At 62.6% G+C, this 21,421-nt stretch carries 21 protein-coding genes; 9 read left to right on the forward strand and 12 right to left on the reverse strand.

Annotated elements, in window-relative coordinates; genetic code table 11:
- Positions 1–31: 31 nt before the first annotated feature.
- Both ubiB and ubiE read right to left on the reverse strand, forming a co-directional pair.
- Complete coding sequence (gene ubiB, locus VFB05_RS19205; protein WP_325014940.1) at positions 32–1,606, reverse strand: 2-polyprenylphenol 6-hydroxylase; 1,575 nt, start codon at positions 1,604–1,606, stop codon at positions 32–34.
- Positions 1,603–2,364, reverse strand: coding sequence for a bifunctional demethylmenaquinone methyltransferase/2-methoxy-6-polyprenyl-1,4-benzoquinol methylase UbiE (ubiE, locus tag VFB05_RS19210; protein ID WP_325014942.1), 762 nt, complete (start codon positions 2,362–2,364; stop codon positions 1,603–1,605). Before ubiE ends, ubiB begins: the two co-directional genes overlap by 4 nt.
- Positions 2,365–2,442: 78 nt before the next feature.
- Here ubiE and mutM point away from each other — a divergent pair, with 78 nt between their 5' ends.
- Positions 2,443–3,324: a bifunctional DNA-formamidopyrimidine glycosylase/DNA-(apurinic or apyrimidinic site) lyase gene (mutM, locus tag VFB05_RS19215; protein ID WP_325014944.1), complete on the forward strand. Its 882-nt coding sequence runs from the start codon at positions 2,443–2,445 to the stop codon at positions 3,322–3,324.
- 9 nt (positions 3,325–3,333) lie between these two features.
- Positions 3,334–3,885 (forward strand): GNAT family N-acetyltransferase, encoded by a 552-nt coding sequence (locus tag VFB05_RS19220; RefSeq protein WP_325014946.1) that lies wholly within the window; start codon positions 3,334–3,336, stop codon positions 3,883–3,885.
- On the opposite strand, the gene VFB05_RS19225 is transcribed toward VFB05_RS19220, so the two are convergent.
- Together VFB05_RS19225 and VFB05_RS19230 are read right to left on the reverse strand one after the other, a co-directional pair.
- Positions 3,882–4,661 carry a ParA family protein gene (locus VFB05_RS19225; RefSeq protein WP_325014948.1) on the reverse strand — a complete coding sequence of 260 codons (780 nt, stop codon included), beginning with the start codon at positions 4,659–4,661 and terminating at the stop codon, positions 3,882–3,884. The genes VFB05_RS19220 and VFB05_RS19225 overlap by 4 nt on opposite strands.
- 250 nt (positions 4,662–4,911) lie before the next feature.
- Entirely contained in the window at positions 4,912–6,264 is a 1,353-nt protein-coding gene (locus VFB05_RS19230; RefSeq protein WP_325014950.1) for a peptidoglycan-binding protein, read from the reverse strand.
- 264 nt (positions 6,265–6,528) lie between these two features.
- Between VFB05_RS19230 and VFB05_RS19235 the strand changes: the two genes are divergently transcribed.
- A complete protein-coding gene (locus VFB05_RS19235; RefSeq protein ID WP_325014952.1) occupies positions 6,529–7,329 on the forward strand; it encodes a molybdopterin-synthase adenylyltransferase MoeB in 801 nt (266 codons plus the stop codon).
- Positions 7,330–7,470: 141 nt separating this feature from the next.
- On the opposite strand, the gene VFB05_RS19240 is transcribed toward VFB05_RS19235, so the two are convergent.
- Entirely contained in the window at positions 7,471–8,475 is a 1,005-nt protein-coding gene (locus VFB05_RS19240) for an aldo/keto reductase (RefSeq protein WP_325014954.1), read from the reverse strand.
- A 121-nt stretch (positions 8,476–8,596) separates the two neighbouring features.
- Between VFB05_RS19240 and VFB05_RS19245 the strand changes: the two genes are divergently transcribed.
- The gene (locus VFB05_RS19245; protein WP_325014956.1) at positions 8,597–9,574 is read left to right on the forward strand and encodes a LysR family transcriptional regulator; all 978 of its coding nucleotides are present in this window, start codon (positions 8,597–8,599) and stop codon (positions 9,572–9,574) included.
- Between the two features lie 75 nt (positions 9,575–9,649).
- On the opposite strand, the gene VFB05_RS19250 is transcribed toward VFB05_RS19245, so the two are convergent.
- On the reverse strand, positions 9,650–10,651 hold the full coding sequence (locus VFB05_RS19250) for a D-glycerate dehydrogenase (protein WP_325014958.1): 1,002 nt from the start codon (positions 10,649–10,651) through the stop codon (positions 9,650–9,652).
- Between the two features lie 298 nt (positions 10,652–10,949).
- On the opposite strand from VFB05_RS19250, the gene VFB05_RS19255 reads away from it, so the two are divergent.
- A complete protein-coding gene (locus VFB05_RS19255; RefSeq protein ID WP_325014960.1) occupies positions 10,950–11,471 on the forward strand; it encodes an SH3 domain-containing protein in 522 nt (173 codons plus the stop codon).
- 139 nt (positions 11,472–11,610) lie between these two features.
- On the opposite strand, the gene irrA is transcribed toward VFB05_RS19255, so the two are convergent.
- Entirely contained in the window at positions 11,611–12,096 is a 486-nt protein-coding gene (gene irrA, locus VFB05_RS19260; RefSeq protein WP_325014962.1) for an iron response transcriptional regulator IrrA, read from the reverse strand.
- A 340-nt stretch (positions 12,097–12,436) separates the two neighbouring features.
- On the opposite strand from irrA, the gene fabA reads away from it, so the two are divergent.
- The 3 genes from fabA (at position 12,437) to fabV (ending at position 15,463) form a co-directional block, all read left to right on the forward strand.
- Positions 12,437–12,964, forward strand: a complete 528-nt coding sequence (gene fabA, locus VFB05_RS19265; protein ID WP_325014964.1) for a 3-hydroxyacyl-[acyl-carrier-protein] dehydratase FabA — start codon at positions 12,437–12,439, stop codon at positions 12,962–12,964.
- Positions 12,965–13,041: 77 nt separating this feature from the next.
- Entirely contained in the window at positions 13,042–14,265 is a 1,224-nt protein-coding gene (fabB, locus tag VFB05_RS19270; RefSeq protein WP_325014966.1) for a beta-ketoacyl-ACP synthase I, read from the forward strand.
- A 25-nt stretch (positions 14,266–14,290) separates the two neighbouring features.
- The gene (fabV, locus tag VFB05_RS19275; protein WP_325014968.1) at positions 14,291–15,463 is read left to right on the forward strand and encodes an enoyl-ACP reductase FabV; all 1,173 of its coding nucleotides are present in this window, start codon (positions 14,291–14,293) and stop codon (positions 15,461–15,463) included.
- On the opposite strand, the gene VFB05_RS19280 is transcribed toward fabV, so the two are convergent.
- The 4 genes from VFB05_RS19280 to VFB05_RS19295 form a co-directional block, all read right to left on the reverse strand.
- A complete protein-coding gene (locus tag VFB05_RS19280) occupies positions 15,464–16,060 on the reverse strand; it encodes a glutathione S-transferase family protein (protein WP_325014969.1) in 597 nt (198 codons plus the stop codon).
- A 55-nt stretch (positions 16,061–16,115) separates the two neighbouring features.
- Complete coding sequence (locus VFB05_RS19285) at positions 16,116–16,745, reverse strand: hypothetical protein (RefSeq protein WP_325014971.1); 630 nt, start codon at positions 16,743–16,745, stop codon at positions 16,116–16,118.
- A 302-nt stretch (positions 16,746–17,047) separates the two neighbouring features.
- Positions 17,048–17,509 carry a GNAT family N-acetyltransferase gene (locus VFB05_RS19290; RefSeq protein WP_325014973.1) on the reverse strand — a complete coding sequence of 154 codons (462 nt, stop codon included), beginning with the start codon at positions 17,507–17,509 and terminating at the stop codon, positions 17,048–17,050.
- Entirely contained in the window at positions 17,506–18,414 is a 909-nt protein-coding gene (locus VFB05_RS19295; RefSeq protein ID WP_325014975.1) for a hydrogen peroxide-inducible genes activator, read from the reverse strand. Before VFB05_RS19295 ends, VFB05_RS19290 begins: the two co-directional genes overlap by 4 nt.
- A gap of 294 nt (positions 18,415–18,708) precedes the next feature.
- On the opposite strand from VFB05_RS19295, the gene katG reads away from it, so the two are divergent.
- Entirely contained in the window at positions 18,709–20,856 is a 2,148-nt protein-coding gene (katG, locus tag VFB05_RS19300; protein WP_325014977.1) for a catalase/peroxidase HPI, read from the forward strand.
- A 72-nt stretch (positions 20,857–20,928) separates the two neighbouring features.
- Here katG and VFB05_RS19305 read toward each other — a convergent pair.
- Positions 20,929–21,421 (reverse strand): S1 RNA-binding domain-containing protein (locus VFB05_RS19305; protein WP_325014979.1); only part of this gene is annotated, 493 nt, incomplete at its 5' end.

Here is a 21,421-nt window from a genome sequence, read left to right on the forward strand (position 1 = left end):
CAATGCTATCAAAATTGTGATTGCAGTGCAATCACAATTGGCGGATGGCAAACAGGATGCCGATGAAGGTCAGTGCGATGACCCAGAGCGCAATGGCCCGCCAGCGGCTCTTGCGGCCTTCGGTGCGCCCCATGGCGGCAATGGTTTCTGCCGACAGAATAAGCCCGTCGCGCGTCATGGTCTCCAGCTGCTCCAGCACGGTGATCGCGCGGGTCGCCAGCGACGGGAGACTGGCGGCGACCCGGCCAAGTTCGCCAGCGCCGGCCATGGCGCCCTGGATTCGACCTACGGGGCCGAGATTGCGTTCGATCCATTCGCGAACCACGGGGTCGGCGACCTTCCAGATGTCGAGCTTGGGATCGAAGCCGCGCGCGACGCCTTCCACCACGACCATGGTCTTTTGCAGCAGGATCAATTCGGGACGGGTGCGCATGTCGAACAGGCCGGTGACCTCGAGCAGCAAGGTCAACAGCTTCGCCATGGAAATTTCTTCGGCCGTGCGGTTGTGGATCGGCTCGCCGATGGCGCGGATCGCTTGCGCGAAATTGTCGACCGAGTGGTGCGCCGGCACATAGCCGGCCTCGAAATGCACTTCCGCGACGCGCCGATAGTCGCGGATGATGAAGCCAAGGAGAATTTCGGCGAGGAAACGCCGCTCCTTCATTCCCAACCGGCCCATGATGCCAAAGTCGACGGCGACCAACCGTCCTTGCGGATCCAGGAACAGATTGCCGGGATGCATGTCGGCGTGGAAGAAGCCGTCGCGCAGCGCGTGACGCAGAAAGCTCTGGATCACCTTGCGCCCGAGATCGGGCAGGTCGACGTCGGACTGTTCGAGCCGCGCATGATCGGATAGCGCAATGCCGTCAATCCACTCCATGGTCAGAACGTTATGGGTGGTGCGATCCCAGTCGACCGTCGGCACGCGAAAATCGGGATCTTCGCGGGTGTTCTCCGCCATTTCCGACATCGCCGCCGCCTCGAGGCGCAGGTCCATCTCCATCGCGACCGAGCGCGACATGGTGTTGATGACTTCGACCAGCCTTAAGCGTCGCGCCTCGGCCGAATAGATTTCGGCCTGACGCGCCACGAAAAAGAAATCGGTGAGATCGCGGCGGAAGCGCGCAGCCACGTTGGGCCGCAGCACCTTCACCGCCACGGCGCGGCGTCCGCCCTCATGGGCGACCTGGCCGCGGTGCACCTGCGCGATCGAGGCAGCGGCAACGGCGGGACCAAGGCTCGCAAACGCCTGTGAAACAGGGCGTTCGAACGATGTCGCGATGACGGCCTCGGCCTCTGCTTGCGGAAATGGCGGCAGGCGGTCCTGTAGACTTTCGAGGTCGCGCGCCAGCACCACGCCGACCACGTCTGGCCGGGTGGCGAGAAATTGCCCGAGCTTGAGATAAGCAGGTCCAAGACGGGTCAGCGCCCGCGACAGCCGCGGGCCGGACTTGGCGCCCGATCGTTCGAACATCCGGGCGAACTTCAGCGCCAACTGTCCGGGCGGCGGCACCAGAGACGGGTCGACAGTGCCGAACACGCCCTCGCGCGCAAACACGAACGCGGCGCGGACGACCCGCGTAATGTGCATTGTCGCCGAAATCACAGACGCCAGCCCGAATGCAACGCCACGATGCCGCCCGAAAAACTTTGCCAGGTCACGCGTGAAAAGCCGGCCTGGCCGATCATCTCGGCGAAGGCCCCCGGCTTTGGAAATTTGCGGATCGATTCCACCAGATATTGGTACGACTCGGCGTCGCCGGTCACCGCGCGGCCGAGCGGCGGGATCACCTTGAACGAAAACAGGTCATAGAGGCGATCGAGGCCGGGCGTGTCGACGGTCGAAAATTCAAGGCACAGGAAACGGCTGCCCGGGCGCAGCACGCGATAAGCTTCAGTCAGCGCGCGGTCGATCCGCGGCACATTGCGGATGCCAAACGCAATCGTGTAGCCGTCGAAGGTGCGGTCGGCAAAAGCAAGTTCCTCGGCATTGCCTTCGACGAACGACACGCGGTCGTCGAGATGACGCGCGGCGGCGCGTTCGCGCCCGACGTTCAACATGTCGGCATTGATGTCGCACACCGTCGCCTTGAAGCCGCCTCCCGCCGCGGCCGCGGCGCGGAAAGCGATATCGCCGGTGCCGCCGGCGACGTCGAGCAAAGCAAATGGAATATCGGAGCGCGGCGGATTGAGCGCATTGATCATCAGGTCTTTCCAGAGGCGATGTAGGCCACCCGACATCAGGTCGTTCATCAGGTCGTAGCGCCGCGCCACGCTGTGAAAGACGTCGTTCACCAGCGTCTGCTTGTCGCCTAAGGGGACGTCCCTGAAGCCGAAATGCGTGGTTTGGTCCGGCTCACTCATCACATACTTCTCCACATCCGGACCATAGCGCCCCCGCCGTAATGGCGCTATCACGTCACTGTTTCAAGGTGAATATGGATGCCTGAATTACCTGAAGTCGAGACCGTTCGCCGCGGCCTGCAGCCGGCCATGGAGGGTGCAAAGATCAAAAAGGCCGAAGTCCGCCGCAAAGACCTGCGGTTTCCCTTTCAGAAGGATTTTGTCGCGCGGCTGGAGGGGCAAACCGTAACCGGGCTTGGCCGGCGCGCCAAATATCTGATGGCCGATCTTGCCTCCGGTGACGTGCTTTTGATGCATCTCGGCATGTCCGGATCTTTTCGCGTCGTTAACGACGACAACGGAGATAGGCCTGGCCGGTTTCACCATCCTCGCAGCGAAGATCGCGCCCACGATCATGTGGTGTTTCACATGTCGTCAGGCGCCGAGATCATCTTCAACGATCCGCGCCGGTTCGGCTACATGAAGGTGATCGCGCGAAACGCGATCGATGAAGAGCCGCTGCTGGAAGGTCTCGGTCCCGAGCCGCTGGGCAATGAGTTCGATGCCGACATGCTGGCACGCGCGTGCGCCAACAAGAAAACCAGCCTGAAGGCGGCGTTGCTCGACCAGCGCGTGGTCGCAGGCCTCGGCAACATCTATGTTTGCGAGGCGCTCTTTCGCGCACATTTGTCACCGCGCAGACTGGCCGCAACGCTCGCGACCAAGAAGGGCGAGACCACCGATTACGCGCGGCATCTGGTGGAGGCGATTCACACCGTGCTCAACCAAGCCATCAAGGCCGGCGGCTCGTCGCTGCGTGACCACCGTCAGACGTCAGGCGAACTCGGTTATTTCCAGCACTCGTTTCAGGTCTACGACCGCGAGGGCGAGAAGTGCCAGACCAAAGGCTGCGGCGGCATTGTGCGCCGGTTCAACCAGAACGGCCGCTCGACCTTCTGGTGCCCGAAGTGTCAGAAATAGTGTGCGCTCATGGATACTCCGACCCTGCAGACTTCACGGCTGATCTTGAGACCGCTCGCGGTGACCGATGCACCGGCGATCCAGCGGCACTTCAACAACTGGAACATCATCAAGAATCTGGCGACCGTCGTGCCGTGGCCCTATCCGGAGGACGGCGCCGAGAGCTTCATCCGGCAGCAGCTGGCAAAGGTCGCAGCCGGCGAGCAAAGCTGTCATTGGGTTCTGGTGCTACGATCAGGCGACGATCAGGCGATCGGTGTCATCAGTTTTCGGCTACAGGCGGAAAGCCTCAAGGGCAACCGCGGCTTTTGGCTCGCAGAACCCTACTGGAATCAGGGATTGATGACGGAAGCGATCGAGGCCGTGAACGATTTTGTGTTCAAGACGCTGGGTCTCGACAGTTTCCACGTTCTGAACGCGCCTTCGAATGTTGGCTCCCGCCGGGTCAAACAGAAGACTGGAGCCGAGTTCGTCGGCTATGCCGAGCTTCCGCATCACAACGGCGAGCGGAAAGCCGAAAAATGGAAGGTGACCCGCGCAAGCTGGCTGGCAAGATCCTAGAGGCAAGCGTCCCACGGAGTGAGGCCTTCGCCCGACGGCGGAAGCGGTTGCGCGGGCGTATTTTCCGTGCGTTGCGCCACGCGCGGTGTCAGCGCAGGCGGAAAGGTCGCCTTTGCAAGCGTATCGCGTTCACGCGTCGCACCGTTGAGCCGTGCTTCCGTCCAGCGCCAGAGCTGACCGATCTCTTCTGCTGCTTTGCTCGTGGGCGCGTATTCGCCGACCGCAAGACCTGATGCGAGCGCATCCTGGTGATCATTGCGCATCGAGATGAAGGGGCGCGCGACCATCTCATTCATATCGGGCGCATCCTCACCACCCAGCGCGCTCGCCGCGTTGTCGATGCGGCGGCCACGCACGGGTGTCTGGTTGAGCACATAAGCGAAGGGCTTTTGCCAGGCGCGAACGGCTTTCAGCGTCGCGGCGCTGGACTCGATGTCGGTGATGGTGGGGCGCGACGGGATCAGGCACAGGTCGGCGCAACGGATGGCGGCCGCGGTCACCGCGCTGACGCCGCTTGCGGTGTCGATAACGGTAAGCGTGATGCCGCCGCGCTCGAGCTGCTCCAGGCGGCTCTCGATGCGGCCGACATTGTAGATGGTCTCGACCATCGGCTCGGCGGTACCGCGCCGGCTTTGCCAGTTCGACAGCGTGCCCTGCGGGTCGGTTTCGATCAGCCGCACGGTGTGCCCGGCATTCCTGGCCGCAAGCGCCAGTCCAATCGCCAATGTGCTCTTGCCGCTGCCGCCCTTTTGGGTAGCCAATACAATCGTGTGCATTCGTCAACGATTCCTGTGGGTGTTTTTGGCCCGCGGATACGCTGAACAAGGTGCATCGGTTCTGGATGCGGGAGCCGGTCTCGTCTGCGACGCGCTGGCCGACAACGGATCGAAGGGATCGTTGTTCGAATCACGCGACCGTCGTTAACGACGATGCCAGTATGACATGTCTATCGCCTTTGCGGCACCCGGACGATTACCGAAGTGTTAACCGGGCGTTAACCAATGCGGCGTTGCAAACTCGATTCCATTATTTGCGCACGCAGATCACGCGGACGACGGCGGCCGCCGCATCATTCGAATCCTGTGCGGCCACAACGCCGTTGGCTTTCAGGAAATCGCGCACGGCTTCGGCGCGCACCAGCACGGACTGCGCCGGCGCTGTTGCGACAGTTCCCGCGACAACCGCTGGTTTCAACAGCGCGAGCCCTGCAAACCTGCCGCTCTCGTCGCGCGCCGCTGCGCCGGAGAAGCCGACGGCCGGTGCAGGCGACAATGCGAGATCGCCGCCGCTGCCGACCGGCGTGACGGTCGCCTTGACGGTGGATGCGGCACGACCACCGCCCTGACTTTGCGGATCGGAGATACCGGTCAGCTCCACACTGGTTTTGCCGGCCTGATCGGACGCAAGGCCAAGCGGCTTCAATCCACGCACGCCGTAAATGTGCAACAACGCCAGATCATGATCCTTGTCCTCGGCGACGCGATCGGCATTTCCGTACGGAGGAATCGTGATGGCGAGGCAGCCATCGGTGATCAGGCGGTCGGCGACGATTGCGCCATCCTCGCTCACGACAATGCCTGTGCCGTACTCGACGGTCTTCTTCGCCGGCGGCGCCGTGTTCACCGGAAACGGATTGAAAGCGCTCGACATCGCGATCACCACAGGCTCGACCGTGTTCTCGGTCGCCTGATCGTAAAGGATCGTGAGGATGCGGACCTCGTCGCCCTTGAAGGTGCCGCGCACGTAGAATTTCTTCTGGCCTTGCAGGCCGGACAGCACAAAGAACTCCGGCTTGATCACGGTGTAGTCGACCGTGCGTCCCATCGGCTCTTTCTTTTCCCGTTCGGCAAGCTTCGCCGTGGTCGGGTTCGCTTCCTTGCGGCGCGTCAGCAGCACCTGGATGGTGCCGGTCGGCGAACTCCATTTCGTGCCGTTGGCATCGGTGGTCTGTTGTGGGACGAGCTTGGTCGGAATGCCGAGTTGCACGCCGGTCGGCACATCGGTCACGATCTTCCAGCCGGCATTTTCCCGCCGCCGTCGTCCGGTCTCGGCGAGCGCGCCGCGTTCCTTCGGATTGAGCACGCCGGTCGGCTTGCCGCCATTGGCCTTCTGGAATTCCTTGATCGATTCGACCATCCGCTCGCTGACGTCGCCGGAGATCGCGCCGTTATACTGGCCAACCCAGGCAAGGTCCGACTGGATCGCCAGCCGTTCGCCCTGGCCCATCGCGCCCGCCGTATCGGCCGGGGATTGCAGGGCAGGGCGGATCGGGACGGTCGTGACTTGTTTCGGCTTGACGGCTGGGGGCGTCGTCGTCTGGGCTTGCGCCGAAGCTGCCGCAGCCACGAATATCAATGTTGAGGTCAGCATCGATCTCATGACAACAACTCTCACATCCATTGACGCAGCCCCAATAAAGCACATCTGTTGGGTCGAGACCAACGGCTAGTGTGGCGGTCCAGAAGTCCGCATCAGTAGTGCCGCGAGTCCTTCATGCGGACTTCTGAACCAAAGCCACACTAGATCAGTAGGTTTGCTAGTGTCCTTCCGATTCCGAAGTTCGAAACGTGGCTCCGAAAATGCTACGAACTTCGGAATCGGGACACTAGCCGGTTCACGGCCGAGCAAAGGTAAATTTAGGACATGCTGAGTTCTGAAGAACTCGAACGTTATGCCCGTCATATCGTGCTGCGCGAAGTTGGCGGGCCCGGGCAGGCGGCCCTGAAGGAAGCTTCCGTATTGGTGATCGGCGCCGGCGGTCTCGGCGCACCTGCGCTGATGTATCTGGCGGCCGCGGGTGTCGGCACATTAGGCGTTGTCGATGACGACGCCGTGTCGCTCTCCAATCTGCAGCGCCAGATCATTCACGACACGTTTGATATCGACAAACTGAAAGTCGATAGCGCAGCCGAGCGCATCGGCCGTCTCAACCCGCATGTGAAGTTTGCCGCGCACGCCGCGCGCTTGAAGGCAACCAATGCGCTCGAGCTGATCGGCGGTTACGATCTGGTGCTCGATGGCTCCGACAATTTCGAAACGCGCTATCTGGTGTCCGATGCGTGCTTCCTTGCCGGCAAACCGCTGATCACGGCGGCGCTCGGCATGTTCGACGGCTCGCTGACGACGATCCGCGCCCACGAGAGAAACGCTGACGGCGAATTCAACCCGACCTATCGCTGTCTGTTTCCGGAGCCGCCGCCGCCGGGCACGGTGCCGACCTGCGCGGAGGCCGGCGTGATGGGCGCGCTCGCCGGCATACTGGGTTCGATGATGGCGCTGGAGGCGATCCGCGAAATCGTCGGCTTCGGCGAAGGCCTGGTCGGACGGCTGTTGATGGTGGACGCGCGCAATATGCGGTTTGAAACGTTGCGCTACGCACGCGATCCGCTCAACCCGCTCAATGGCGATGTGCTCACGATCACCGATCTAAGCGGACATCGGTGAGTCGTTTTCGAACCTCCCCTTGAAAAAGGGAGGTCGCTTTGCTCCGCAGGAGCAAAGCGGATGGGGATCAATGCGCCCAGCGAGACGAGGGTGACCCCCACCCCAACCCGCCCCCTTGCAGGGGGAGGGAGCGCATTTGCATCACGCCGCGCCGCGCTTCTCGCTGTCCATGTGGGCCAGCTGGGACTCCGGATAGCGGTGACCGGCAGCCACGCCGGGCGGAAACAGCTTCGCCAAGCTTGCGAGATGCATGCTGGTGAGCTTGACGTTGACCGCGCCGAGCGCTTCGTCCAGCCGCTCGCGCCGCCGCGCGCCGACGAGCGGAACGATGTCGGCGCCTTGCGCCGCCACCCAGGCGATCGCGACCTGTGCCGGCGTCGCGCCGATCTCCTCCGAGATCGCACGCAGGGATTCCACCAGCGCGAGATTACGGTCGAGATTTTCGCCCTGGAAACGCGGGCTCATGCGGCGGAAATCCTTTGCCTCGGAGCGATCCTTCGACCAGTGGCCAGAGATCAGCCCGCGCGACAACACGCCATACGCCGTGATGCCGATGCCGAGTTCGCGGCAGGTCTTCAGGATGTCGCTCTCGATGCCGCGCGAAACTAGCGAGTATTCGATCTGCAAATCCGAGATTGGGTGCACCGCATGCGCGCGGCGGATGGTCTCGGAGCCGACCTCGGAAAGGCCGATGTGCTTGATGTAGCCTTTCTTCACCATCTCGGCCATCGCGCCGATGGTGTCCTCGATCGGCACGTCCGGATCGAGCCGCGCGGGCCGGTAGATGTCGATCGCCTCGACGCCGAGCCGTTGCAGCGAATAGCCGAGGAAATTCTTCACCGCCGCAGGACGGCCGTCGTAGCCGTGCCAGTTGCGTTCGACATCGCGTAGCGCGCCGAACTTAACCGAGATCTGCACTTGGTCGCGATGACGCGAGGACAGCGCCTCACGGATCAGCATTTCATTGTGGCCCATGCCGTAGAAGTCGCCGGTGTCGAGCAGGGTGATACCGGCCTCGAGCGCGGAGTGGATGGTTGCGATGCTCTCGGCGCGATCGGCCGGTCCGTAGAAGTCGGACATGCCCATGCAGCCGAGGCCGATGGCAGAGGTGGTGGGGCCGGATTTGCCGAGCTTGCGCTGTTCCATGAGGGGTCTCCCGAGCGTGAGGCGCGGAAGTCCGCGCCGTTGAAGGTGCGCCCCATATGGCCTGACGTCGTCGCAACGATAAGATAGACAATCGCAAATAGATTGTTCATTATATTGAACAATGAGCGAGCTGGATCTCCGCGATCTCGATGCCTTCGTGGCCATTGCCCGTGCGAAGAACTTTCGTCGGGCGGCAATGGACCAACACGTTTCTGTGTCCAGCCTGAGCCAGCGGCTGCGGACGATGGAGGAGCGGCTTGGCGTCAGGCTCTTGAACCGCACCACCCGCAGCGTCGCACTCACCGAGGCGGGCGAATTACTGCTGTCGCGCGTGGGGCCTGCGATGGCGCACGTCAACGGCGCGCTCGACGAGGTGCGGGGACTGCGCGGCGTGCCGTCAGGGCGTCTGCGCATCAACGCGCCACCGCCTGCGATCGACCTGGTGCTGGCCCCGATGATCGCGCCGTTTCTCGCTGCGTTCCCGCAAGTCGAGCTCGAGATCGTCGGCGACAGCACGTTCGTCGACATTGTCGCGCAGGGCTATGATGCAGGCGTGCGTTATGGCGAGCACTTGGCGCAGGACATGATCGCAGTGCCGCTTGGCCCGCCGCAGCGTTACGCCGTTGTGGCGTCTCCCGGTCACATTGCAAAACACGGCAGGCCGAAACTTCCGAAGGATATGCTCAATCACCGCTGCATCCGTATCCGCTACGGCAGGGGGATGCTGCCGGACTGGGAGTTCGAGAAGGCCGGCCGCGTGGTGAAGGTATCGCCGCCGGCGAAATTGATCCTCAATTATCCGGGCGCCGCGCAGCGCGCCGCACGCGACGGCTTCGGTTTCTGGCTCACGCTCGAAGGCTATGTGCGCGAGGCGATCAAATCCGGCGCGCTGGTCAGCGTGCTGGAAGACTGGTGCGAACCGTTTCCCGGACCGTTTCTGTATTACCCCAGCCGTCGCCAGACGCCCGCCCCGCTTGCGGCCTTCATCGGCTTCGTCGGTGAATGGCGGAAGCGGGAGCGTAAGTCTCCGTCGTCGTCCCGGACAAGCGAGCGTCGATCCGGGATCCATAACCACAGTCAGGAGTTTGGCGAAGGATAACTGCCAATCCGCTTCATCGATAGATTCCGCGGTATGGGTCCCGGCGCGCGCCGGGACGACAGCCTTGGCGCGCGCCTAGAGCATGCTGGGCAGCACGCGATCCGGTGGCTTGTGATTGTCGAGGAAGGTGCGGATGTTGATGATCACCTTCTCGCCCATCTCGACGCGGCCTTCGATGGTGGCCGAGCCCATATGCGGCAGCAGCGTCACCTTGCCGGCCTTGGCGAGCCGCACCAGTTTCGGGCTGACCGCAGGCTCGTGCTCGAACACGTCGAGGCCGGCGCCGGCGATCTCGCCCGTCTCGATCAGCTTGGTCAGCGTTTCCTCGTCGATCACCTCGCCGCGCGCGGTGTTGACGATGTAGGCGTCCTTGCGGATCAGTTTTAAGCGCCGCGCCGACAACAGATGGAAGGTCGCCGGGGTGTGCGGACAATTCACCGAGATGATGTCCATCCGCGCCAGCATCTGGTCGAGGCTTTCCCAATAGGTCGCGCCGAGCTCCTCGGCGATCTGCGGGGCGACGGGCCGGCGGTTGTGGTAGTGGATCTGCAAGCCGAAGGCATGTGCGCGGCGCGCGACCGCCTGGCCAATCCGGCCCATGCCGACGATCCCGAGCCTTTTGCCCCCGAGGCGATGGCCGAGCATCCAGGTCGGCGACCAGCCTTCCCAATTCTTGCCGTCGGTGAGCACGGAAGCGCCCTCGATCAGCCGCCGCGGCACCGCCAGGATCAGCGCCATGGTCATGTCGGCGGTATCTTCGGTCAAAACTTTTGGTGTGTTGGTTACCGTGATGCCGAGCCCATGCGCCGCGGTCACGTCGATATTGTCGACGCCGTTGCCGAAATTGGCGATCAGCTTCAGCCTGCCTTCGGCCTGCTTGAGTACCTCTTCGTTGATGTGATCGGTGACCGTCGGAACCAGGATTTCCGCAGTGCGGACCGCGTCGATCAGCTGTTCCTGCGTCAGCGGCGTATCGTCGAGATTGAGCCGGGCGTCGAACAACTCCCGCATCCGGGTCTCGATCGAGTCCGGCAGTTTGCGCGTGACGACAACGAGAGGCTTCTTCTTAACCGACATGTCCTGCCCTCATGAGGTTGTTCAGACCTCATTAACCCGGGTGTTCGACACTGCGCTGCCGCGTGGTCCGGGCGTTTCCGCCGAGTACCCGACGTCACCGTCGGAGCTCTCGCGGGACTTTTTCGGGTCTTTCGTTCTGGCTTTCCGTCCTCTCTAGCAGAAGGCGGGGCCAAAACAAGAACCAGAGAGGGAACCGGATTCAAGCCGAGGGCAATCGGGCGGCAGGGGTTTTGGGGTCTTACGGGTACAGGTGTCGCAGCTCGACAAATTTGAGCTGATCTCGGCGGGAGACGCGTTGATGGCGTTGGGGCGTTTTTGTTCGCGGGTGCTTTTGGTTTGCCTGCTCTTTGTATCGGCGAGTAGCGCCGCTTCGGCCAAGGATGGCACCTCCACCAGCGGCTTGCCCGTCCCGCGTTATGTCAGCCTCAAATCCGACCATGTGAACGTCCGCGCCGGTCCCACCAAGGACAATGACGTGGCCTGGGTCTATACCCGCTCGGGCCTGCCGGTCGAGATTACCGCCGAGTTCGAGAACTGGCGCCGGGTGCGCGATTCCGAAGGCGCCGAGGGCTGGGTCTATCACTCGCTTTTGTCCGGCCGCCGCACTGCTGTCATTACGATGAAGAACAAGGACGACCTCGCCTCGCTCTACGAACGCGCCGATGCGACGAGCGCAGTCAGCGCGCGCCTGCAAGCCGGGGTCGTCGCGCAGGTCAAGCATTGCGCCGCCGGCTGGTGCCATGTCGCAGGCACCGGCTTTGACGGCTGGATCGAGCAACAGCGGCTCTGGGGCGTCTACGCCGACGAGAAGGTGGATTGATTTCTGCTGTCGTCCCCGCGAAGGCGGGGACCCATACGCCGTGACTTTGCGATGAGGCGCGGCGGGAGACACCTTCCTCGAACAATCGGCTTTTGTGGTTATGGGTCCCGGCGTTCGCCGGGACGACGTTTGGTGGAGATCAGCGCTTCTTGCGCAGCCGCACGACCATGTCGATCCGGGCGATCTCGTAGCCCTCGGGCACTTCGGGCATCTTCTGCAACACCAGATGCGGGTCTTCGATGTCGACCAGCTCGTGGTTGTTCTCGAGATAGAAGTGGTGATGCGCCGAGACGTTGGTGTCGAAATAGGTCTTCGTGCCGTCGACGCTGACCTGGCGCAGGAGGCCCGCATCCGTCAGCTGATTGAGTGTGTTGTAGACGGTGGCCAGCGACACCGGCACCTTCGCCAGCGTGGCCTCTTCATAGAGCATCTCGGCGGTCAGGTGCCGCGCACCCTTGCCGAACAACAGCCAGCCGAGAGCCATGCGCTGGCGGGTCGGCCGCAGGCCCGCAGCCTGCAGCATTTCATTGACGTCGTGCCACGGACAGCCGGTCAGCGCCGGCTCGCGCCCGGTTGCCCTGGGTTCGGAACCCGCATCGTTCAATATTGACCCGTTGTCGCTCATTTCCACGTCAGACTCTGAAAACAACCACGATATTCCACCGAAATATAAGGAGGATCAGCTACAGATGCAAGTTCCTCGCAACTAGAACGGCCCCAAGGTGAGGCCCTTCCGGGACTTGGTAAAGCGGCTATTTGCCTCGGTGTCACGCTTTGCCACATGACAGCCCTGTGATAGAGAGCGGCCGATTTCGACGAATGCGCGATTGGCATGGCTAACGCCCGCTGCCGCAGGGTTTCCCGGCTCTGTGGGGCTCAGGGCCAATCCGCCCAACAGGCGCCGATTCCCGCTTCCAGCGGGTTTCGCCCCGCCACTGATCGGGACTTTTAGCAAAGGCTGGCACATGCTGGATCGGCGCAGTGTTTACGAATACGAGGATTTGCTGGCATGCGCCCGTGGCGAGCTGTTCGGTCCCGGCAATGCCCAGCTACCGCTGCCGCCGATGCTGATGTTCGATCGCATCACCGAAATCACCGAAACCGGTGGCGAGTACGGCAAGGGCCTGATCCGCGCCGAGCTCGACGTGAAGCCGGACCTTTGGTTCTTCGGTTGCCATTTCAAGGGCGATCCGGTCATGCCGGGTTGCCTTGGTCTCGATGCGATGTGGCAGATGGTCGGCTTCTATCTCGGCTGGACCGGCGGTGAGGGACGAGGCAGGGCGCTTGGGCTCGGCGACCTGAAGTTCTCCGGGCAGGTCATGCCGAACGTCCGCAAGATTGTGTACAACGTCGACATCAAGCGCGTGATGCGCCTAAAGCTCTGGCTCGGTATTGCCGACGGCTGGCTTTCCATGGATGGCGAGATTATCTATCGCGCCAAGGATTTGAGAGTTGGGCTGATCAAGCAGGGCGCTGCATTGCCGGGGGCGTGAACTTTTCGTCGGATCGAGACGACTTCCAGTTTTGGCGACAAACATCGCAGAAGAAGACAACGACAGGTGAGGCGGATATGAGGCGGGTTGTGATCACCGGGATGGGCATTGTCTCATCGATCGGAAACAACACCCAGGAAGTACTGTCGAGCCTCCATGAGGCGAAGTCCGGCATCTCCCGCGCCGACAAATATGCCGAGCTCGGTTTTCGCTCGCAGGTGCAGGGTGCACCGTCGCTCGACCCGTCGACCGTGATCGATCGCCGCGCGATGCGCTTCCTCGGCGAGGGCGCCGCGTGGAATCACGTCGCGATGGAACAGGCGATCCAGGATTCGGGCCTCGAGCCGTCCGATGTCTCCAACGAACGCACCGGCATCATCATGGGCTCGGGCGGTCCGTCGACGCGCACGCTGGTGGAAGCCGCCGACATCGCGCGCACCAAGGGCCCGAAGCGGGTAGGACCATTTGCGGTGCCGAAAGGCATGTCGTCGACCGCGTCGGCAACGCTCGCGACCTGGTTCAAGATCAAGGGCGTCAACTATTCGATCTCGTCGGCCTGCGCGACCTCCAATCATTGCATCGGCAATGCCTACGAGACCATTCAGGTCGGCAAGCAGGATATCATTTTTGCCGGTGGCTGCGAGGAACTGGACTGGAGCCTCTCGGTGCTGTTCGATGCGATGGGCGCGATGTCGTCGAAATATAACGACACGCCCGCGACCGCCTCGCGGCCCTATGACATCAGCCGCGACGGTTTCGTCATCGCCGGCGGCGCTGGCGTCGTCGTGCTGGAAGAACTCGAGCACGCCAAAGCGCGCGGCGCACGGATCTACGGCGAGATCGTCGGCTACGGCGCAACGTCTGACGGCTACGACATGGTCGCGCCGTCAGGCGAGGGCGCCGAGCGCTGCATGAAGATGGCGCTGTCGACCGTGAACACCAAGATCGACTACATCAATCCGCACGCCACCTCGACGCCGGCCGGCGATCCGCCGGAGATCGAGGCGATCCGCAAGGTGTTCGGGACCGGCGACAAGTGTCCGCCGATTTCGGCGACCAAGGCGCTCACGGGGCATTCGCTCGGCGCCACCGGCGTGCAGGAAGCGATCTATTCGCTTTTGATGATGAACAACGGCTTCATCTGCGAGAGCGCCCATATTACCGAACTCGACCCGGTGTTCGCCGACATGCCGATCGTGCGCAAACGCATCGACAACGCCAAGCTCGGCACGGTCTTGTCGAATTCCTTCGGCTTCGGCGGCACCAACGCGACGCTGGTGTTCAAGCGGCTGGACGCGTGACCAAGCTATTCAAGACGGGGTGGACATGATCATTGAACCGCGCGTGCGCGGCTTTATCTGCACGACTGCACATCCTGTTGGCTGCGCCCAGAATGTCCGCGAGCAGATTGCCTATGTTCTCAAGCAGGGACCGATCGCGGACTGTCCGAAGCGCGTCGCCGTGTTGGGCTGCTCAACCGGATATGGTCTGGCGAGCCGCATCGTGACGACCTTCGCCGGCGGCGCCGACACCATCGGCGTGTCGTTGGAGCGCGAGCCGACAGAAAAACGGACGGCCAGCGCCGGCTGGTACAACAATCGTGCCTTCGAGATCGAAGCCAAAAAGATCGGACGATCGCCTCTGACTCTGGAAGGCGATGCGTTCTCCGACGAGCTGAAGAAGACCTTTATCGAGCGCGTGCGCGAAAAATTCGGACAGCTGGACATGCTCGTCTACAGCATGGCCGCGCCGGTCCGGACAGACCCCGTGACAGGCGAAACATATCGCTCGGTCATCAAGCCGCTGGGCGCGCCTGTTCAGATCAAGACCCTCGATACCGAAACCGGCGAAGTCTTCGAGACGACTCTTGAGCCGGCGAGCGAGGATCAAACGACGGCCACGGTCGCGGTGATGGGCGGCGACGACTGGAAACGCTGGATCGACCAACTCGCGGACGCCGGTGTCCTCGCGCCCGGCTTCAGGACGTTCAACTACACCTATATCGGCAGCGAGCTGACCTGGCCGATCTACTGGAACGGCACCCTCGGTCGCGCCAAGGTCGATCTAGACCGCAAGGCGGAAGCGATCCGTGGCCGGCTCGGCCCGGAGGCCGCCCGCGTCGTGGCGCTGAAGGCCGTGGTGACACAGGCGAGTGCGGCGATCCCCGCGGTGCCGCTCTACGGCACGGCGTTGTTCAAGGTGATGAAGGAGCTCGGGCTGCACGAGGGCTGTATCGAACAGATCGATCGCCTGTTCCGGACGCGCCTCGGCAAGGAGGCCGCGCTCGACGATGCGCAGCGCATCCGGGTCGACGATTGGGAGCTTTCGCCTGAAGTTCAGACGGAGATGTTGCGGCGGTGGCCGTTGCTGACCACCGAAACGCTCGGTGAGTTCGCGGACCTGGATGAACACAAAAGCCAGTTCCTCCGGCTGTTCGGATTCGGCATCGACGGCGTCGACTACGCACAGGACGTGGATCCCCGCGTCGTCCCGGGCTAACTATCCCATCACCAATGCACCGGCGCGCTGAAACGCCGGCCGCGCCGCGCAACGGTCGAGATAGCGATCGAATGACGGGCGCGCAGGAATCATCTTGAACAGGCGCACGGCGAAGTTCAGTCCGGAGCCGATCACGATATCGGCGGCTGAAAAATTCTCGCCAAGAATCCACGGTCCCCTTTCCAGCGCCGCATCGAGCACATCATAGACGCGTTGCGCGTCGCCCCAGCCGGCGGCGACCGGGTTCATTTCGATCTTGGTCGCGACCTGGACCATCGCAGGCTCCATGCAGCCGGGTCCGAAAAACAGCCAGTAATAATACTTCGCGCGCAGCGCATCGCCGATCGGCGGCGCCAACTTCGCTTGCGGGTAGCGTTCGGCCACATAGGCGCAGATCGCCGCGGCCTCGGCGAGCGTGGTATCGCCGTCCTTGATCGCCGGTACCTTGCCCATCGGATTGACGGCGAGATATTCCGGCGTCTTCTGCGCGCCCTTAGCTATGTCGGTCAGCACGCGTTCATACGGCTCGCCCGTTTCTTCCATCAGCCAGAGCGCGGTAAACGAACGTGACTTCGGCGACCAGTAGAGTTTCATCATTGTGGCCTATCCTTCAGTGATATCGCTTCTCGGGCGAACGTCGCGAGAGCGCCAGCTATTGGGCGGCGCCATTATCATTAAGATATGCAGGCAATTCTTTGTCCAGCTTCGCAGCAACCATGGCGCGCGCGCCGTCCCGCAATCGGCTATTGCCGGCTACTGCTTCCGGCGTTGCCGGAACCTCGAAGTCCTTCAGCGGTTCGAAGAACTCGCTCTTGAACGGATTCGAAAGGTGGGCGGCGAGCCTTGCTCCAACTCCAATCGGGTCTTCATGCTTGGCAAAGGTTTTGCCGTCGTAGACGACGATGCCAATGAAGGAAAACAACTGAGCGTTCTTGAAAGCACCGGAGGCCCAGTTGGTCAGAAGGCCAATGCCGTGTGCAGTTTGATTTGTCCCGGAGACTTGCCCGGTGAATCGGACGGCCACCAGATAGCGCTCGCAACTGCTGTTCGCAGCAATCCGCCTGATAACGTCGACCAGATCGTGGCTCGCGTCGCGGAAAAGCTCTCTGGGAGGATGATAATAGGGTTCGAATGCGTCTTTCGCGTAAGCGATCCGTCTGACCGACTTGCCAGGGGCGGCGGCGCGAGCGCGCGCGACCACCAGATCGTCGAGGCCCCAGGACTCGATCGGCGCGTCGGTGAACTCATTGCCGAAGACGGTGAGGCCGATATGCTCCAGCACGAACTTGTCGCCGATCGCGGAAATGACCCCGATCTGGCAAGGGCCGCTCTCGGCAGCGGCCGGCTTCGGCGCCGCCTTGGCTTTCGGCGCAGGCTTTTTGGCAACGGACGTCGCAGGCGGTGGTGCTGATGCGGGCTCCGGTGACTGGCCCCATCCCTCTGTCGTGACGCACGACAGGACAATCGCAGCGACAGCGAAACGGTGGAGCATGGGAGGGAAATCGTCAGCCGGGATGAAAGTTGAAGATGTGAAGCTAGAAAACTAGAGCGTGCGCGCGATCCAAGCAAGGGCGCCAAACGATTTTATGTCGCCGTCTTCCATCGATAGCATTTCATCGTCAGGCCATTTTCCGGCGAGATATCTTCGTGCTCGAACACAAAGCCCTCCCGCTCGTACCAGCGCCAGGCCTTTTCATTTTCAAGCGCGCAGCGCAGCGAGATTTCGCCCGGCAATTGCGTTCGCGTGAAGGCAAGCAGCCGCCGGCCGATCGAGCGGCCCTGGTACTCCGGCGCGACAAAGAGCTGGTCGAGATATTTTTTCGGTATGTTGATAGCCAGCATCGCTGCCAGCCTGCGACCATCGTCCGCAACAAACAGACTCCAGCCTCCATCGATCTCGCGCGGGATGCGTGCGGTCAACTTGTTGAGAAGGACGTCGCTTGCCGTGTCGAGCCCGGTCGAGACCCAACTGTCCATCCACAGGCGGGCGATCGCCTCGTGTTCGCTCGCCTGGGCAGGGCGAATAACAAAATCGAAGGTTCTCATGCCGCCCGCCGCCCGCGCGTCTTGCCCGCGGCGAGGCACACCACCTCGGAGATCTGTGCAAGCTGCCGCGCGAGCGGGCTGGTCTTGCGCCAGACCATGCCGATGGTGCGCGAGGGCTGCGGATTCTTGAAGCGCGCGACCGACACCGAGGCCGAGCGCGTCTCGACGGCGACCGCCATCTCCGGGATCAGCGTCACGCCGATGCCGGCGCCGACCATCTGGACCAGTGTCGACAGCGAGCTTGCATCGAGCACTTCCCGCGGCGGCGCCTGCATGTTGCAGAACGACAGCGCCTGATCGCGGAAGCAATGTCCCTCTTCCAGAAGCAACAGCTTCATTTCGCGCAAGGTCTCGCGGCTCGGCACCGGCGTTCCGTCCTGCTCGCCTGGCCTCACAAGCAGGAAATTCTCCTTGAACAGCGCGATCTCGGTCAGCGAGGGCTCGGACACCGGCAGTGCCACGATCGCGGTGTCGAGCCTTCCTTCTGCGACTTCCTTGATCAGTCTTGGCGTCAGCGTTTCGCGAACATGAATGTCGAGTTCGGGATGCAGCCGCGCCAGATTCTCGATCACCCTGGGCAAGAGATACGGCGCGATCGTCGGGATCATGCCGACGCGCAATCGTCCGGCGAGGCGGTCGCGCGAGGCGCGTGCGAAGTCGCCGAGTTCGTCGACCGAACGCAGGATGTCGCGGACGCGCGTGAGGAGTTCCTCGCCGAATTTCGTCAGCGCCACCTGCCGCGCGTTGCGCTCGAGCAGCACGCCGCCGAGCGCCTCCTCCATTTCCTTGATCTGCATCGACAGCGCCGGCTGCGAGATCGCGCAGGCCTCGGCCGCGCGTCCGAAATGGCCGTGACGCGCCAGCGCGTCGAAGTAGCGGAGCTGCCTGAGCGTGATGTTGATCATGGCGCGTCAATCATCAGATTATCCTATCGCTGTCATCATTAATCTCTATTTTACCTGATGGAAAGCGCTGCGTAGATTAGCGGCGGCTAGCGCTCCGATTCCGATGTTCGCAATCCATTGCGGCGACCTCCCATGCGAACTTCGGAATCAAAGGAGCTCTAGCAAGCTATTGTTTCCAGTGCGGCTTTGAATTTGAAGTTCCTGTGACGAATTCGCAGCAGCACTGATAGGAACTTCAAATTCGCCGCACTGGCCCTTCAGGGCGGAACTCCCACACCACAAGAGGAGACGATCATGGACGACAAAACAAAGTGCCCGTTTACGGGCGGGGCACAGGGCTACACCAACCGCGACTGGTGGCCCGATACGCTGGATATTTCCCGTCTTCACAAGAATTCGACGCTGTCCGATCCGATGGGCGAGGCGTTCGATTATGCCAAGGAGTTCAAGACCCTCGATCTCAACGCCGTGGTCAAGGACCTCACCGCGTTGATGACGACCTCGCAGGATTGGTGGCCGGCTGACTTTGGTCACTATGGCGGGTTGATGATCCGCATGGCCTGGCACTCTGCCGGAACCTATCGCATCACCGACGGCCGCGGCGGCGCCGGCGCCGGTCAGCAGCGCTTCGCACCGCTCAACAGCTGGCCTGACAACGCCAACCTCGACAAGGCGCGCCGATTGCTGTGGCCGATCAAGCAGAAATACGGGCGCAAGATTTCCTGGGCCGACCTGATGATTCTCGCCGGCAACGTCGCGCTGGAATCGATGGGCTTCAAGACCTTTGGATTCGCGGGTGGCCGCGCCGATGTCTGGGAGCCTGAAGAGCTTTACTGGGGTCCCGAAGGCTCCTGGCTTGGCGACGAACGCTACTCCGGCGAACGCCAGCTCGCCGAGCCGCTCGGCGCTGTGCAGATGGGCCTCATCTACGTCAACCCGGAAGGGCCGAACGGCAATCCGGACCCGCTCGCGGCCGCCAAGGATATCCGCGAAACCTTCTTCCGCATGGCGATGAACGACGAAGAGACCGTGGCGCTGATTGCCGGCGGCCATTCCTTCGGCAAGACGCACGGTGCCGGCGATCCGTCGCTGGTCGGAGCTGCGCCGGAAGGAGGCGCGATCGAGGATCAGGGCCTTGGCTGGAAGAGCGCGTATGGCACGGGCATCGGCGCCGACGCGATCACCGGCGGTCCGGAAGTCACCTGGACGCAGACGCCGACCAAGTGGAGCAACGCCTTCTTCAAGAACCTGTTCGAGAACGAATGGGAGCTGACCAAGAGCCCGGCCGGCGCCAAGCAGTGGAAAGCCAAGGGCGGCGAGGCTTCGATCCCCGACGCCTTCGACAAGTCGAAGAAGCATGTGCCGACCATGCTGACCACCGACCTGTCGCTGCGTTTCGATCCGGCCTACGAGAAAATCTCGCGGCGCTTCTATGAGCACCCGGATCAGTTCGCCGACGCCTTCGCGCGCGCGTGGTTCAAGTTGACCCACCGCGACATGGGACCTCGCGCCCGTTATCTCGGTCCGCAGGTGCCGAAGGAAGTCATGATCTGGCAGGATCCGATTCCCGCCGCCGGTTCTTCGATCAGCGAGGCCGACATCGCCGCGCTGAAGACGAAGATCCTTGGCTCGGGCCTGACTGTGTCGCAGCTCGTGTCGACTGCGTGGGCGTCGGCTTCGACGTTCCGCGGCTCCGACAAGCGCGGCGGCGCTAATGGCGCGCGCATTCGCCTCGCGCCCCAGAAGGACTGGGAGGTCAACCAGCCGGCCGAGCTCAAGACCGTTCTTGGCAAGCTAGAGGCGATCCAGAAGGAAACGGCCGCGAAGGTTTCGCTTGCCGACCTCATCGTTCTCGGCGGCTGCGCTGCCGTCGAAAAGGCAGCCAAGGATGCCGGTATCGACGTGAAGGTGCCGTTCACGCCGGGACGCGCCGACGCGTCGCAGGATCAGACCGACGTCGAATCCTTCGCGCCGCTCGAGCCACGGGCCGACGCCTTCCGCAACTACATTGGCAAGAAGCAGCAGTTCATGGCGCCTGAAGAGGCGCTGGTAGACCGCGCGCAGCTGCTGCGGTTGACGGGGCCCGAGATGACGGTGCTTGTCGGCGGTCTGCGTGTGCTCGGCGCCAATGTTGGCGGCTCCAAGCACGGCGTCTTCACCGCGAAGCCGGGAACGCTCTCCAACGACTTCTTCGTCAACCTGCTCGACATGGGCACGGTCTGGCAGGCGGGCGCGGACGGCACCTACACCGGTCACGATCGCAAGACGAAAGCGCAAAAGTGGACCGGCACGCGCGTCGACCTGATCTTCGGCTCGCACTCGCAGCTGCGCGCCTTTGCGGAAGTCTACGCGAGCGCCGACGCGAAGGAGAAGTTTGCGAAGGACTTTGCCGCCGCCTGGGCCAAGGTGATGAACGCCGACCGATTCGATCTGGCGGCGTAACGCGAAGACGCAAAGCCAAAACAAAAGGGCGGCTGAAAAGCCGCCCTTTTTCATTTGCGCGTTGTAGCGAAATTACTCGCCGGCAACAGCCGCCGGCGCGGCGTCGGCCTTGGCTTCGGCCTTCTGCTTGGCCTCGAGGTCCTCGCCGGTCGTTTGGTCGACCGCCTTCATCGACAGCCGCGTCTTGCCGCGATCGTCGAAGCCGAGCAGCTTGACCTTGACCTTGTCGCCTTCCTTGACGACGTCGGAGGTCTTCTGCACGCGGTTGGCCGCGAGCTGGCTGATGTGAACGAGGCCGTCCTTGGCGCCGAAGAAGTTCACGAACGCGCCGAACTCCATCACCTTGACCACGGTGCCTTCGTAAATCTGGCCGACCTCGGGTTCCGAGGTGATCGACTTGATCCACTTGATCGCGGCCTTCATCGCCTCGCCGTCGTTGGAGGCGACCTTCACCGTGCCGTCGTCCTCGATGTTGATCTTGGCGCCGGTCTTTTCCACGATCTCGCGGATCACCTTGCCGCCGGTGCCGATCACTTCGCGGATCTTGTCGGTCGGGATCTTGAAG

It is taken from the genome of Bradyrhizobium sp., assembly GCF_035652035.1.
In the GTDB taxonomy this organism is placed as follows: Bacteria; Pseudomonadota; Alphaproteobacteria; order Rhizobiales; family Xanthobacteraceae; genus Bradyrhizobium.

Bases quoted from the DNA above. Each gene is read 5' to 3' on its own strand.
- VFB05_RS19290 (WP_325014973.1), bottom strand. From the start codon at position 17,509: ATGAGAACCTTCGATTTTGTTATTCGCCCTGCCCAGGCGAGCGAACAC.
- VFB05_RS19240 (WP_325014954.1), bottom strand. From the start codon at position 8,475: ATGGAACAGCGCAAGCTCGGCAAATCCGGCCCCACCACCTCTGCCATC.
- irrA (WP_325014962.1), bottom strand. From the start codon at position 12,096: ATGAGCGACAACGGGTCAATATTGAACGATGCGGGTTCCGAACCCAGG.
- VFB05_RS19255 (WP_325014960.1), top strand. From the start codon at position 10,950: ATGGCGTTGGGGCGTTTTTGTTCGCGGGTGCTTTTGGTTTGCCTGCTC.
- VFB05_RS19230 (WP_325014950.1), bottom strand. From the start codon at position 6,264: ATGAGATCGATGCTGACCTCAACATTGATATTCGTGGCTGCGGCAGCT.
- ubiE (WP_325014942.1), bottom strand. From the start codon at position 2,364: ATGAGTGAGCCGGACCAAACCACGCATTTCGGCTTCAGGGACGTCCCC.
- mutM (WP_325014944.1), top strand. From the start codon at position 2,443: ATGCCTGAATTACCTGAAGTCGAGACCGTTCGCCGCGGCCTGCAGCCG.
- VFB05_RS19235 (WP_325014952.1), top strand. From the start codon at position 6,529: ATGCTGAGTTCTGAAGAACTCGAACGTTATGCCCGTCATATCGTGCTG.
- VFB05_RS19220 (WP_325014946.1), top strand. From the start codon at position 3,334: ATGGATACTCCGACCCTGCAGACTTCACGGCTGATCTTGAGACCGCTC.
- VFB05_RS19280 (WP_325014969.1), bottom strand. From the start codon at position 16,060: ATGATGAAACTCTACTGGTCGCCGAAGTCACGTTCGTTTACCGCGCTC.
- fabB (WP_325014966.1), top strand. From the start codon at position 13,042: ATGAGGCGGGTTGTGATCACCGGGATGGGCATTGTCTCATCGATCGGA.
- fabV (WP_325014968.1), top strand. From the start codon at position 14,291: ATGATCATTGAACCGCGCGTGCGCGGCTTTATCTGCACGACTGCACAT.
- VFB05_RS19245 (WP_325014956.1), top strand. From the start codon at position 8,597: ATGAGCGAGCTGGATCTCCGCGATCTCGATGCCTTCGTGGCCATTGCC.
- VFB05_RS19225 (WP_325014948.1), bottom strand. From the start codon at position 4,661: ATGCACACGATTGTATTGGCTACCCAAAAGGGCGGCAGCGGCAAGAGC.
- fabA (WP_325014964.1), top strand. From the start codon at position 12,437: ATGCTGGATCGGCGCAGTGTTTACGAATACGAGGATTTGCTGGCATGC.
- VFB05_RS19295 (WP_325014975.1), bottom strand. From the start codon at position 18,414: ATGATCAACATCACGCTCAGGCAGCTCCGCTACTTCGACGCGCTGGCG.
- VFB05_RS19250 (WP_325014958.1), bottom strand. From the start codon at position 10,651: ATGTCGGTTAAGAAGAAGCCTCTCGTTGTCGTCACGCGCAAACTGCCG.
- katG (WP_325014977.1), top strand. From the start codon at position 18,709: ATGGACGACAAAACAAAGTGCCCGTTTACGGGCGGGGCACAGGGCTAC.